6 protein-coding genes are annotated in these 14,252 nt (G+C 59.4%); 5 read left to right on the top strand and 1 reads right to left on the bottom strand.

Annotated features, from left to right (window positions below; genetic code table 11):
• Positions 1-188: 188 nt before the first annotated feature.
• The gene (gene putA / locus PSH65_RS29460) at positions 189-4,142 is read right to left on the bottom strand and encodes a trifunctional transcriptional regulator/proline dehydrogenase/L-glutamate gamma-semialdehyde dehydrogenase (RefSeq protein ID WP_305423986.1); all 3,954 of its coding nucleotides are present in this window, start codon (positions 4,140-4,142) and stop codon (positions 189-191) included.
• A gap of 460 nt (positions 4,143-4,602) precedes the next feature.
• On the opposite strand from putA, the gene putP reads away from it, so the two are divergent.
• The 5 genes from putP to PSH65_RS29420 all read left to right on the top strand — a co-directional run bounded on the left by putP (position 4,603) and on the right by PSH65_RS29420 (position 14,055).
• Entirely contained in the window at positions 4,603-6,087 is a 1,485-nt protein-coding gene (gene putP, locus PSH65_RS29455) for a sodium/proline symporter PutP (RefSeq protein ID WP_305423985.1), read from the top strand.
• A gap of 253 nt (positions 6,088-6,340) precedes the next feature.
• On the top strand, positions 6,341-8,359 hold the full coding sequence (locus tag PSH65_RS29450) for a type VI secretion system tip protein VgrG (RefSeq protein WP_305423984.1): 2,019 nt from the start codon (positions 6,341-6,343) through the stop codon (positions 8,357-8,359).
• Positions 8,349-9,086: a DUF4123 domain-containing protein gene (locus PSH65_RS29445; RefSeq protein ID WP_305423982.1), complete on the top strand. Its 738-nt coding sequence runs from the start codon at positions 8,349-8,351 to the stop codon at positions 9,084-9,086. Before PSH65_RS29450 ends, PSH65_RS29445 begins: the two co-directional genes overlap by 11 nt.
• Positions 9,086-13,750 (top strand): RHS repeat protein, encoded by a 4,665-nt coding sequence (locus tag PSH65_RS31985; RefSeq protein ID WP_348529746.1) that lies wholly within the window; start codon positions 9,086-9,088, stop codon positions 13,748-13,750. Before PSH65_RS29445 ends, PSH65_RS31985 begins: the two co-directional genes overlap by 1 nt.
• A complete protein-coding gene (locus PSH65_RS29420) occupies positions 13,747-14,055 on the top strand; it encodes a contact-dependent growth inhibition system immunity protein (RefSeq protein ID WP_305423981.1) in 309 nt (102 codons plus the stop codon). Before PSH65_RS31985 ends, PSH65_RS29420 begins: the two co-directional genes overlap by 4 nt.
• Positions 14,056-14,252 lie beyond the last annotated feature (197 nt).

The following is a 14,252-nucleotide window of genomic DNA, read 5'->3' as shown; positions in this document are numbered from 1 at the left end:
AGCGTGATGGTGGAGCAGCGCGACGACTTAGCAGGCGCCACAAGCAACTGTGGGAGCGGGCTTGCCCGCGATGGCGTCAGACCAGTCAATATCATCAGTGACTGATACATCGCTATCGCGGGCAAGCCCGCTCCCACAGGTATTGTGTAAACCAGGCACCCATTGCAGGTGCCTGGTTTTGACGCGGTTTAGCCAATCGTCATCAAACTGGCATTACCACCCGCCGCAGCGGTGTTGACGCTCAACGCACGCTCGATCACCAGGCGCTCCAGCGCAATGTTGGTTTCGCCTTGGGACAAACCATGAACCCCGACGATAGCACCGGCACGCTTGGCCACTTGCTGGCAGACCGCACGCAACTGGTCGGAATGGCCATGATGCAGAACCGCATCAATCACCACTTCGTCCTTGGTCCAGTCGGCAACCCGCTTGATCCGCGCCTGGATTTCTTTCGGCAGGCGTGCGAACAGTGCCTTGCCCGGTTCAGCGTCCGGCCACACTGCCGAACCACCTACGGCCAATACCGCCGCCAGTTGGGTCAGCAAATCGCCTTCGACTTCCGCCAGGCACAGCACGTGTTCACGCGGCAGGATGGCGTAGCTGTTGCGCTCGCCGGTCGGGCCAGCCAGTACACGGGTGATCCCGCTTTGCGATTGCGCCGCGAACTGTACGCACAGGGTGCTCAAGTCAGCGAACTTGTTGCTGTCGGCCCAGGCTTTCAGCGCAGTCAGCGGTTTGCTCATGGCATCACGCAGACGGACATCCGGTGCAGCGAGAGCATCGCCGCGAGCGAAGGATTGTTCTATCGCATCGGTAGGACGTGTCGACAGCAAGCGGTACAGGTACAGCGGACCACCGGCTTTCGGGCCAGTACCCGACAGGCCTTCACCGCCGAATGGCTGCACGCCGACCACGGCACCGACGATGTTGCGGTTGACGTAGACGTTACCCGCGTTGACGTTGTCGATCACCTTGGCGATGGTCTCGTCGATGCGAGTGTGTACGCCCAGGGTCAGGCCGTAGCCGGAAGCATTGATCTGGCCGATCAGTTGATCGATCTCTTTGCGCTTGTAGCGAACCACGTGCAGCACCGGGCCGAAGATCTCCCGTTGCAGTTCGTCGAAGCTTTCCAGTTCGATCAGGGTCGGCATCACGAAGGTGCCGCGTTTGACTTCTTCGCTGTTGGCGATTGCTACCTGATACACATTGCGACCTTTGTCGCGCATGGCCTGGATGTGCTTCTCGATGCCAGCCTTGGCTTCGGCATCGATCACCGGGCCAATGTCCACGGACAGGCGCTCCGGATTACCGAGACGGCATTCCGCCATGGCGCCCTTGAGCATTTCGATGACGCGGTCGGCGGAATCTTCCTGCAGGCACAGCACGCGCAGCGCCGAGCAACGTTGACCGGCACTGTCGAAAGCCGACGACACCACGTCAATGACCACTTGTTCGGTCAGCGCCGAAGAGTCGACGATCATCGCGTTCTGGCCGCCGGTTTCGGCGATCAGCGGAATCGGACGGCCCTGGGCATCCAGGCGACCGGCAATGTTGCGTTGCAGCAAGCGTGCGACTTCGGTGGAGCCGGTGAACATCACGCCTTTGACGCGATCGTCGCCTACCAGGCGGGCACCGACGGTTTCGCCACGGCCCGGCAGCAGTTGCACCACGCCTTCCGGAATCCCGGCTTCGAGCAGCAGGCGCACGGCTTGAGCAGCCACCAGCGGGGTTTGTTCCGCAGGTTTGGCCAGTACCGGGTTACCGGCGGCCAGGGCAGCGGCAACCTGACCACTGAAGATGGCCAGCGGGAAGTTCCACGGGCTGATGCAGACCACCGGGCCCAATGGGCGGTGGGCATCGTTGGTGAAATCGTTGCGAGCCTGCACCGCGTAATAACGCAGGAAGTCCACGGCTTCACGCACTTCGGCGATGGCGTTGGCGAAGGTCTTGCCGGCTTCGCGAGCCAACAGGCCCATCAATGGCTGAATCTCGCCTTCCATCAAATCGGCGGCACGTTCCAGGATCGCGGCGCGTTCGGCCGGCGGGGTGGCCTGCCAGATCGGTGCAGCTTTCAGGGCGCACTGGATCGCATTGTCGACGTCTTCGACGGTGGCTTCTTGCACATGGCCAACCACATCACGCAGGTCGGACGGGTTCAGGACTGGCGCAGGGGTTTCAGTGCTGGATGCGCAACCGAGCATCGGCGCCGCTTTCCAGTTGTTGTGAGCGGTGGCCAGCAAAGCACACGACAGCGAAGCCAGACGATGTTCGTTGGCCATGTCGATGCCGCTGGAGTTGGCGCGCTCGGCACCATACAGGTCACGCGGCAGCGGGATACGCGGGTGCGGCAGGCCGAAGCCGCCTTCCAGCGTCGCCATCTGCTCGATGCTGGCCACTGGATCGGCTACCAGCTCCTGAATCGAAATGGACTGGTCGGCGATGCGGTTGACGAATGAGGTGTTCGCGCCGTTTTCCAGCAGACGACGTACCAGGTACGCCAACAGTGTTTCGTGAGTCCCAACCGGTGCGTACACGCGGCAAGGACGGTTCAGCTTGCCTTCGGAAACTTTACCTACAACCTGTTCGTACAGCGGTTCGCCCATGCCGTGCAGGCACTGGAACTCATACTGACCGGGGTAATAGTTCTGACCGGCGATGTGGTAGATGGCCGACAAGGTATGGGCGTTGTGCGTGGCGAACTGCGGATAAATGACTTCCGGTACCGACAGCAGTTTGCGTGCACACGCGATGTAGGAAACGTCGGTGTACACCTTGCGGGTGTAGACCGGATAGCCTTCCAGGCCTTCAACCTGGGCGCGCTTGATTTCGCTGTCCCAGTACGCGCCTTTTACCAGGCGAATCATCAGGCGATGACGGCTGCGGCGAGCCAGGTCGATCACGTAGTCGATCACGTATGGGCAACGCTTCTGGTACGCCTGGATCACGAAACCGATGCCGTTCCAGCCGGTCAGTTGCGGCTCGAAGCACAGACGCTCCAGCAGATCCAGCGACAGCTCGAGGCGGTCGGCTTCTTCGGCGTCGATGTTCAGGCCGATGTCGTATTGCTTGGCCAGCAGGGTCAGCGACAGCAGGCGCGGGTACAGCTCTTCCATCACGCGCTCGTACTGGGCACGGCTGTAACGCGGATGCAGAGCCGAGAGCTTGATGGAAATGCCCGGGCCTTCATAAATCCCACGACCGTGGGACGCTTTGCCGATCGAGTGGATGGCTTGTTCGTACGAGGCCAGGTATTTCTGGGCGTCATGTTCGGTGAGTGCGGCTTCACCCAGCATGTCGTAGGAATAGCGGAAGCCCTTGGCTTCGAACTTGCTGGCGTTGGCCAGGGCTTCGGCGATGGTTTCGCCGGTCACGAACTGCTCGCCCATCAGGCGCATGGCCATGTCGACGCCCTTGCGGATCATCGGCTCGCCGCTCTTGCCAATGATGCGGCTCAGGGACGAGGTCAGGCCGGCTTCGTTGTGGGTGGCGACCAGTTTGCCGGTCAGCAGCAAGCCCCAGGTGGCGGCGTTGACGAACAGCGACGGGCTGTTGCCCAGATGCGGCTGCCAGTTGCCGGTGCTGATTTTGTCGCGGATCAGGGCGTCACGGGTGCCTTTGTCCGGGATGCGCAGCAGCGCTTCGGCCAAGCACATCAGTGCCACGCCTTCCTGGGATGACAGGGAAAATTCCTGCAACAGGCCCTGAACAATCCCCGCACGGCCGCCGGCGCTTTTCTGATTACGCAGTTTCTCGGCAATCGAAGCGGCGAGCTTGTTGGTGGCTTCGGCCATCGGGGCCGGCAGGCGCGCCTGCTCGATCAGCATCGGCACCACTTCAGGTTCCGGGCGACGGTAGGCGGCAGTGATAGACGCGCGCAGCACCGATTGCGGCAGGATGCTTTCGGCGAATTCCAGGAAACACTGATGCGCGTGATCGACATGGATCTCGCCCGCTTCGTCAACTTCCTTGCCGTTCAAACCGTTCAGCTCGGACAGGGTTGCACCACCCTCGAGTTTTTCCAGGTAATTGAAAATTGCCTGCTTGATCAGCCAGTGCGGCGTGCGATCAATCGAGGTCGCGGCGGCCTTGAGGCGTTCGCGGGTCGGGTCGTCAAGTTTGACCCCAAGAGTGGTGGTAGCCATATTTTTATCCTCATGTTTGCCACGACCGCGTGGCATCAGCTGGCGGCAAGATTAGCTGTGCGTTGGTCGAGGTGCAACCGGGTGCAACCCTTTTTTGTCGGAATAATAAGCAGCTCGTCAGGAAATTAATTCTGGTACCTCCTTCCCGCGCCTGCATGGTGTTTTTACTTCTAGCGCAACCCGAAAAACGCCCTAAAAAGGAGCAAAAACCGACCCTTTTCAGGAAAATCCGACTAGGTGCAACTTATTCGCACGAAACTGGTTGCACCTTATTTGCTTTGTTGAATAGCATTCGCGGCCAAGGTGCAACCGGTCAAAAAGATCGGTGTGCCGGCTGATGGCTTTCCTGGGGAAACATCAGTCATAAATGCGCGGGATCCGGAATCGTCTGTCAAACGTCGTCGTTTGCGAGCGGTTCACTAGCCGCCGTTACATAAAAACAATGCCAGGGCGTAACTCAATGAGCGTAAGCAATCCAACCCTGATCACGTTCGTGATCTACATCGCAGCAATGGTGCTGATCGGCTTCATGGCCTATCGCTCCACCAACAACCTTTCCGACTACATTCTGGGCGGTCGTAGCCTGGGCAGCGTCGTGACCGCACTCTCCGCTGGTGCATCCGACATGAGCGGCTGGTTGTTGATGGGCCTGCCGGGCGCTATCTACATGTCCGGTCTTTCCGAAAGCTGGATCGCCATCGGCCTGATCGTCGGTGCTTACCTGAACTGGCTGTTCGTCGCCGGCCGTCTGCGCGTGCAGACCGAGCACAACGGCGATGCACTGACCTTGCCGGACTACTTCTCCAGCCGTTTTGAAGATAAAAGCGGCCTGCTGCGGATCATCTCCGCGGTCGTGATCCTGGTGTTCTTCACCATCTACTGCGCTTCCGGCATCGTGGCCGGCGCCCGTCTGTTCGAAAGCACCTTCGGCATGTCCTACGAGACCGCGCTGTGGGCCGGTGCCGCAGCGACAATTGCCTACACCTTCGTCGGCGGTTTCCTGGCAGTGAGCTGGACCGACACCGTACAAGCCACGCTGATGATCTTCGCCCTGTTGCTGACGCCGATCATCGTGCTGCTGGCCACTGGCGGCATCGATACCACGTTCCTGGCCATCGAAGCGCAAGACCCAAGCAACTTCGACATGCTGAAAAACACCACCTTCATTGGCGTGATTTCGCTGATGGGCTGGGGTCTTGGCTACTTCGGCCAGCCGCACATCCTGGCGCGTTTCATGGCCGCGGATTCGGTCAAGTCGATCGCCAACGCTCGTCGCATCTCCATGACCTGGATGATCCTGTGCCTGGGCGGCACCGTCGCGGTAGGTTTCTTCGGTATCGCTTACTTCTCGGCACACCCAGCCGTGGCGATGCCAGTATCCGAGAACCACGAACGTGTATTCATCGAACTGGCAAAAATCCTGTTCAACCCGTGGGTTGCCGGTGTGTTGCTGTCGGCCATTCTGGCGGCAGTGATGAGTACGCTGAGCTGCCAACTGCTGGTGTGCTCGAGCGCCCTGACCGAAGACTTCTACAAAACCTTCCTGCGTAAAAGCGCTTCCCAGGTTGAGCTGGTCTGGGTTGGCCGAGCGATGGTCCTGCTGGTTGCCCTGATCGCTATCGCGATGGCGGCTAACCCGGAAAACCGTGTACTGGGTCTGGTCAGCTACGCCTGGGCAGGTTTCGGTGCTGCGTTCGGTCCAGTCGTCCTGATCTCCGTGATCTGGAAAAACATGACCCGCAACGGAGCACTGGCCGGCATCCTGGTCGGCGCGATCACTGTGATCGTCTGGAAACACTTCGAACTGCTGGGCCTGTACGAAATCATCCCTGGTTTCATCTTCGCCAGCCTGGCGATCTACATCGTCAGCAAAATGGGTGCACCGACCAGCGGCATGCTTTCGCGCTTCGCCGCGGCCGAAAAGGATTTCCGCCTGAACCAGTGAGGGGGATGAGCTGATGCTCTGACCTTTCGCCGAACATGAAAACGGCCCGCTTCCTTTTGGAGGCGGGCCTTTTTTTTGCGCTCCCACATTTGCTCGGTGGTGCTTCTGACAGGAATGTCTGTAGTTCTCTATCCCGATTTTTGAAGGAAAAATCCCTAAAAAAGTAGGGAAAATCTGATTTTCTTGTCCCTCCGTCAACACCCCTTGTCGCTCATGCAGAATCGCCCGCCTTCATTCTGCAGAGACACATCGGATGTTCGCGCCTGCCAATCAACCGCGTTTCACGTTGACCCTCGACGGCGTCCAGAATGAGCTCAAGGTACTTGAGTTCACGGGCAAGGAAGCCATCAGCCAACCCTACCGTTTTGACCTGGAACTGGTCAGCGAACGGCCCGACATTGACCTCGAAAGCCTGCTGCACCGTCAGGCGTTTCTGAGTTTCGATGCACAAGGTTCCGGTATTCACGGTCAGGTTTTTCGCGTCGGCCAGAGCGATTCCGGCCAGCGTCTGACGGGCTATCAAATCAGTCTCGTGCCGCGTCTGGCGTACCTCGCCCGACGCATCAATCAGCGGATCTTCCAGCACAAAAGCGTGCCGGCGATCGTCGCGCAGATTCTCAAAGATCACGGCATCCAGCGCGATGCCTTCGAGTTCCGGCTCGGCAGCGACTACCCCGAGCGCGAGTATTGCGTGCAATACGCTGAAAGCGATCTGGCGTTCATCCAGCGGTTGTGTGCAGAAGTTGGCATTCATTACCACTTCCAGCACAGCCCCGACGGGCACCTGTTGGTGTTCGGTGATGACCAGACGATTTTCCCCCGTTTGCCCGAGCCGACGCTGTACCTGCCAGGCAGTGGGATGGCGGCAGATGCGCCGGCGATCAAGCGTTTCAACGTGCGATTGGAAACCCGGACCACGGCGGTCACTCGTCGCGACTACGACTTCCATAAACCGCGTTTGCAACTCGAAAGCCGCCTCGACAGTGAGCAGCGACCGGTGCTCGAGGACTACCACTTTCCCGGCCAATTCACCGATCGCGAACACGGCAAGCATCTGGCTCAACGGGCCTTGGAGCGCCACGGTGCGGATTACCGCCAGGCCGAAGGTCGCGGCGACGAATCTGCTTTGGTCAGTGGGCATTTCCTACACCTCGCCGAACACCCGCGTCAGGCGTGGAATGACCTGTGGTTGATTACCGAAATCGAACACCGTGGTCGGCAGCCGCAGGTGCTTGAAGAGTCGGCCACCGCCGACAGCCCGGATGATTTCCAGGGCTATCGCAATACCTTTCTGGCGACGCCGTGGGACGTTTCCTTTCGCCCGCCGCTGGGGCCGGAAAAGCCGCGCATGCTTGGCTATCAGCCTGCCGTGGTCACCGGCCCGACTGACAGCGAAATCCATTGCGACGAGTACGGTCGGGTCAAGGTTCAGCTCGCCTGGGACCGTGAGGGGCAGCTCAACGAACACTCCAGTTGCTGGCTGCGCGTAGCCACAGGCTGGGCTCACGACCGTTACGGCAGCGTGATGATTCCGCGGGTCGGCATGGAAGTACTGGTGGGATTCGTCGACGCCGATGCGGATAAACCGCTGGTCATGGGTTGCCTGCCCAACGCAGCGACCCCGGTGCCGCTTGATCTGCCGGCGGACAAGACCCGCAGCATTTTCCGCAGCCAAAGTAGTCCCGGTGGCGGCGGTTACAACGAATTGCGCATCGAGGATCGTAAGGGCGCCGAGGAAATCTACCTGCGCGCCCAGCGAAACTGGACTCAGCATGTACTGAACGATCAACAGGTGCAGGTCGATAACCAGCGCAGCATCGTCGTCGCCGGCACCGCTCGCCATGAACTGAAGGCTGACGAAAAACGCATCACCCACGGTCAGCGCCAGACCGAAGTGCGACAGGACGATCACTTGGTGGTGGTCGGCGACCGACACATTCGCGTCACCAGTCAGCTCCTCAACGCCAGTCAGCAATTCCACGTCAGTGCCGGCCAGCAAGTGGTCATCGACGGCGGCGCCAGCGCGACCATTCAAGCAGGCGGGCAGTGGATCAACATCGGCCCCGGCGGGATTTTCAGCAGTGTGCCGATTCAGGTCGGTGGCGCACCGATGGCGGCCATGGCTGCTGCGCCGAGCCTGCCGGATGTCCCGTTGAAACTCGCAGCCGCCCCGGCGGCGCTGCTCAGTGCCGCACAAATACTCAGCCTGCAAAGCGACGCGCCGTTCTGCGAAGAGTGCGAGCGCTGCAAGGACGGTGTTTGTGCCGCCTGATGCCTTGTCACCTCGCGCCTGGCTGGAGCGCCAGCCACTGCAACCGTCGGAGCAACTGTTCGCGATTTTCAGCAGCGCCAGTGCCGCTGAACCCTTTAAAGCTTGGCAACGCTCAATCACAGCTCAAGCGCCGAGCCCGATTTGGGCTGGCACTGTGTATGCCGAGTGGGAAGCGGTGATGCCCTATGTCGGAATCGTCGCTGCTGGCAGTGAGTTTTTGGAGTGGGTTGCCGCCACTGAGTCTCGCGATTGGGGGTGGTTGGCGGTTTCTTCTGCTTCTCAAGAAGCGCTGGTCGAGCATTTTCGCAGCCTCACTCAAGTTCTTTTGCCAAACGGCAACGCGGTGTTTTTCCGTTTCTGGGATGGGCGTTATTTGTTGCCGATTCTTCAGTCTGCCGACGTTAACGCCACGCAGTTAATGCCTGTCATCGACCGTTGTTTGATCAATGGGCAACCGCTCGATATCGGTGGCAGTGCATTGAAAACCGCCAGGGATTTTCCGTGGTGGGAAGTTTCTGAATCGCTGCTCAAACACCTCGCCATCGAGTCCGCGACAACCCGTATCAACAACTTGATGAAGTGGTTGAGCGAAGACCGTCCAGACCTTTTCGAGGCGTTTTCCGAAATCGTATTGCGGCACAAAGTCGCGAGCTTTCTTGAGACGCCCGACCTACCTCAAGCGCCGAAATCAGCGTTGGTGGATTACCTGATGACGGAGCTGGACTGATGGATCAGATCGTACGGATCGAGCAGGAGCTCGACGGTTTCAAAGACACACTGGTTTTGTATCGCCAACAGCTTGGCAGCTTCTTGAGCCGGAATGCGGACAGGGTCAGCCGGGCTACGGACATGCCGTCGCTGATGGACATGGAGCGGGTGATAAAACTCGGCACTACGACTACAGCGGTGAGTAGTCGTGACGATGATTTTTTCTCGGGTTTAGCGCGGTGTCCTGCGAGCGGAATACTGCAGATCGAGAGCAAGTTCGAATCGGTTTATGACATTCCGTTGGGGAATATTTCGGTCGATGTGATTGCCGTTGATGGCGGTGAAAGCACATCGGTCTTGCTCGATGAAAACGGTAAAGGGCAGTTCGTAGGCACACCGGGAAAGTTTTATCGCGTTCATGTCCAGGGTGAAGTTGCGCCCTCGAAGATCAACGAACTTTTTGATTCCTACAAAGGCCTCTCCAGCGACCTGGAAGACTGGTTACGCAGTGAGTGGGAAGGGTTCAAACCGCAGTGGTCGCAATCGACTTTTGCGGCTGTCGGTAACGGCATGCTCGCGGGAAGTTGGGCGGCGGTCATGGGCGTTTGGGACAGTCTCAGCCTGCTCTCGGACATTCTTCAGGATCCCCGCAAGTTCGTTGAACGCTTGGGCAGCGGCGCCGATGAGTTGGCCAAACTCGCGGAGTCGGCGCCGCAGGTCATGGCAAAAGTCCAGTTGCTGGCCAGTGACGAAGCGGCGCTCTGTTTGCTGTTGCGCACCGCCAGTCTGTGGCTGGAAATGCTGCCGCCCAGCGAGATCGCCGGCAACTCGGCAGAGGCGGCCAGCCAAGTCATTGTCTCGTTGCTGATCGATATTCTGATCGCTTCAGCGCTGGCTTTCACGCGAGTCGGTATACCCGCCGCCAAAGCCTATTTAACGGCTCGCGGGCTCAAATACGGGATGGGGCTGGCCAGTCTCGCGATGCGCTTCGTCGAGGCGACTTTCAATATCCTCAGCACCTTCATGAAGTACGTCGACCAGTACAAAGCAGTCGCCGCACGCGGTGTGGCAGCGGGCCTGAAAAAAGGCCGGATGCAACTTCGCTGGGATGCCAAACGCAACACCACACTGAAAAAAGACGAGCACCACGACGACTCCCCGGATCAGGCGAAAAATCCCAACGGCGACAGCGCCACGTGCGTGCCGTCTACCTGCAAAAACGGCTGCCCGGTATCGATGGTTACCGGCGAAGAACTGCTGACCCTCACCGACGGTTCCCTGGACGGCCTCCTACCGTTCGACTTCACCCGGCTCTACCGCACCAGCGCCGCCGAGATCGATGTCGGCCTCGGTTTTGGCTGGAGTCATTCGCTCGCCCATCGGCTGGAAATCGACGGTGACCAGGTCATCTGGATCGACCACGAAAACCGCCGCACCACGTTCCCTATGCCGTCCGCTGAGCGCCCGGCGATCCACAACAGCCTCTCGCGCGCGGCGATTTATCTCGGCGATGACCCCGAGGAACTGATCCTCGCCCAGGCTGGCGACGACACGCGTTTCTACCACTTTCACAACGGTCGGCTGACGGCGATCAGCGACGCGTACGACAACCGATTGCGCATCACCCGCGACCGCCAGGATCGCATCCAACGCCTCGACAACAGCGCCGGCCGTGCCTTGCTGTTGCGCTATGACCGCACTCATCTGATCGCCGTCGACTATCAGGTGTTTGTCCCGGCGCAGACCCTCGACGAGGCCTGGCACACCGAGCAGACGCTGGTCAGTTACCGCTATGACGAATGCGCTCAACTGATCGAAGCGAGCAACGCCGCCGGTGAAAGCGAGCGTTACGACTACGACGACCGGCACGTCATTCTGCAGCGGCAACTGGCCGGTGGTGCGAGTTTCTTCTGGGAGTGGGAACGGTCCGGCAAGGCAGCGCGCTGCATCCGGCACTGGGCGTCGTTTGCGCAGATGGACGCGCACTACGTCTGGGATGACCAGGGCAGCGTCACCGTCCAGAACATCGATGGCAGCGAAGAGGTTTACGTCCACGATGACCGGGCGCGGCTGGTGCGTAAGGTCGAGCTGGACGGTGGCGAACAGCTCAAGGCCTATGACGAGCAGGGCCGGTTGGTGGCCGAGCAGGATCCGCTCGGCGCCGTTACTGAATACCGCTACGACGAAGTCGGACGGCTGGTGGCACTGATTCCGCCGGAAGACGAACCAACGGCCTACGAGTATCGCAACGGTTTCCTGCATGTGCGCTATCGCGGCAAAGCGGTGTGGAAATATCAGCGCAATGCCCAGGGGGATGTCACCGAGGCTATCGATCCGGACGGCCAGGTCACCCACTATCACTACGACGCTCAGGGGCGTTTGCTGTCGATCCGCTACCCGGACACCAGCCGGCATGTGTTCGTTTGGAATGCCTTGGGGCAGTTGCTCGAAGAGACCTTGCCGGACGGTGGTCAGCGGCGCTTTTCCTACGATGCGCTGGGTCGACAGATTACCCGTCAGGACGAACACGGCGCGGTCACCCGCTACCAATGGGATGCGATCGGCCGACTGATCCAGACGACTTTGCCTACTGGCGCCAGCCGCGGGTTCAGCTACAACGCCTACGGCCAGATCACCGCGGAGCGCGATGAACTGGGCTGCATCACCCGCTACGAATACGCCGACGACCTGCACCTGGTCAGCCGCCGGATCAATCCCGATGGCACCCAGCTCAACTACCGCTACGACAACGCGCAGCTGCGGCTCACGGAAATCGAGAACGAATCCGGCGAGAAATATCAGCTGGACTACACGCCCAACGGATTGATCCGACAGGAAACCGGCTTCGACGGCCGCCGCACCGCCTACGCCTACGACCTCAACGGCCATCTGCTGGAGAAAACCGAGTTCGGCGATGACGGCTCCCAACTGATCACGGCTTATCAGCGGGACTCGGCCGGACGGTTGCTGACCAAGACGCTACCCGACGGCATCCAGGTCGAATACCGCTACGACTCGTTGGGCCGACTGACCAGTGTCGACGACGGCCACGACCACCCACTGGAATTCGAATACGACCAACAGGACCGCCTGATCACCGAGCACCAGGGCTGGGGCACGCTGCGCTATGGCTACGACGCCTGCGGCCAGCTCAACCGCCTGCGCCTGCCGGACGGCAGCAAGCTCGATTACCACCACGCCAAGGGCGGTGCGCTGACGGCCATCGACCTCAACGGCGCGCGGCTTACCAGCCACCAGTTTGCCTTCGGTCGCGAACAAAACCGCCAGCAAGGTCTGCTGCTCAGCGAATATGCCTACGACGACCAAGGCCGTTTGAAGGCCCACGCTGTCAGCCAACAGCAAAAAAGCCTGTACCGCCGCGACTATGCCTACAGCCTCAACGGCAATCTCGACCACATCGCCGACAGCCGCCACGGCCAGCGCAGTTACCGGTACGACCCGCTCAACCGCCTGACCCGCGTCCGCCACTCCCGCGACGACCCACCGGAAAGCTTCGCCCACGACCCGGCCGGCAACCTGCTGATGCAGGATCGCTCCGGCCCGATGACCGTCAAAGGCAATCGCCTGTTGATGCAAGGCGACCGCCATTACGACTACGACTCCTTTGGCAACCTGATCCGCGAACGCCGCGGCACCGCACATAAACTCGTCACCGAATACCGCTACGACTGCCAGCACCAGCTGATCGGCGTCACCACCCCGGACGGCCGCTGCTCCAGCTACCGCTACGACGCCTTCGGCCGCCGCATCGCCAAAACCGTCGACGGGCAAACCACCGAGTTCTTCTGGCAGGGCGACCAAGTCGTCGCCGAAAGCAGCAAAGAGCACTACCGCAGCTACGTCTACGAGCCGGGCAGCTTCCGCCCGCTGGCCATGCTCGACGGCAAAGGCCCGCGTAAGGCCTGCCCGTTCTATTACCAACTTGACCATCTAGGCACACCGCAAGAACTGACCGATTTTGGCGGCGAGATCGTCTGGTCGGCGAAGTACAACGCCTACGGCAAAGTCACTCACCAGACGTTCGGCGGGGGCGAGCAACTTGAACAACCGTTACGGTTTCAGGGCCAATACTTCGACGCCGAGAGCGGCCTGCACTACAACCGGCATCGGTACTATGATCCGGACGTTGGCCGATACCTGACGCCGGACCCGATCAAGTTGGCGGGCGGGCTGAACCAGTACCAGTACACGCCGAATCCGACGGGGTGGGTTGATCCGTTGGGGTTGGCTTGCAACCCGTGCCCCGGCGATATAGATGCCGATGGGCCGTATAGCGAAATTGTTCCTGGTGGAGGCTTGGCGGCGCATGAAGCTCAAGGTGGGCATCTCATCGCGAAGCACGTAGGTAGAACAAATATGCAGTTAGCTCAAAGGTTAGAAGCGGAACCAACTATTCCTGCAGCATCAACATTTCCTGATCGAGCTACTGCTGAGTCAGCTTCTGCGAGAGCATTAGATGCAAATAAAACAAAGATCGAACAATTCCTTAATGGGACAAAAGGGAAGACGACAATTACTCATGAGTTTCCCTACCCAGTAGGCGTCAGCTTACCGAACGGACGTACCGAATATCTGTCAGCATCGAAGGTATTGTTGGTATTAATTAAGGATGCCCGGCGGCCTGAGGGTTATTTTTTGCTAACAGGATTTCCAGAGATATGAGCAGAGAGTTCCCCGAGCTACACGATTTTTTTGGAGCGTACTTTCATCAAGATTGGACAGTCGAACATGATACGGCTGAGCAAGTGATTGATGCTTTTTTAGCTGACTCCGATCCTGGGGATCTAATGGTGGTCCGACAAGAGCTCAATGTGCTGCTTGATCAGCGGAAAGACGAGCTTGTGTTGCGGGAATATTTATTGAAAGAGCTGAGCTGTTATTACTGCTATTGGATTGCATGGGAGTCAGGTGAGTTTTGGTTACGCCATATCGCTGACAGATTGGCTAGTCGACTTGATCATCCTTGATGACAAATGGCTGTGAAATTTCTGGGCAAGGTCGTCGGAAGTTTCCTTCAAGACGTATCGGTTTCCATGAACTGGTGCGAAGTGAGATCCATGGATAGTCTTTGGCTGTCGCTGCAAATGCAGTGGCAGGGTGTAGGAACCCTTACTCCAACGTGCGTCAGTACTGTTGATTGATTGCGACACTTAAATCGTGTCCG

Origin of the sequence: Pseudomonas sp. FP603 (assembly GCF_030687415.1) — a bacterium.
GTDB lineage: Bacteria > Pseudomonadota > Gammaproteobacteria > Pseudomonadales > Pseudomonadaceae > Aquipseudomonas > Aquipseudomonas wuhanensis.
This window is presented reverse-complemented; position numbering and strand designations above follow the sequence as displayed.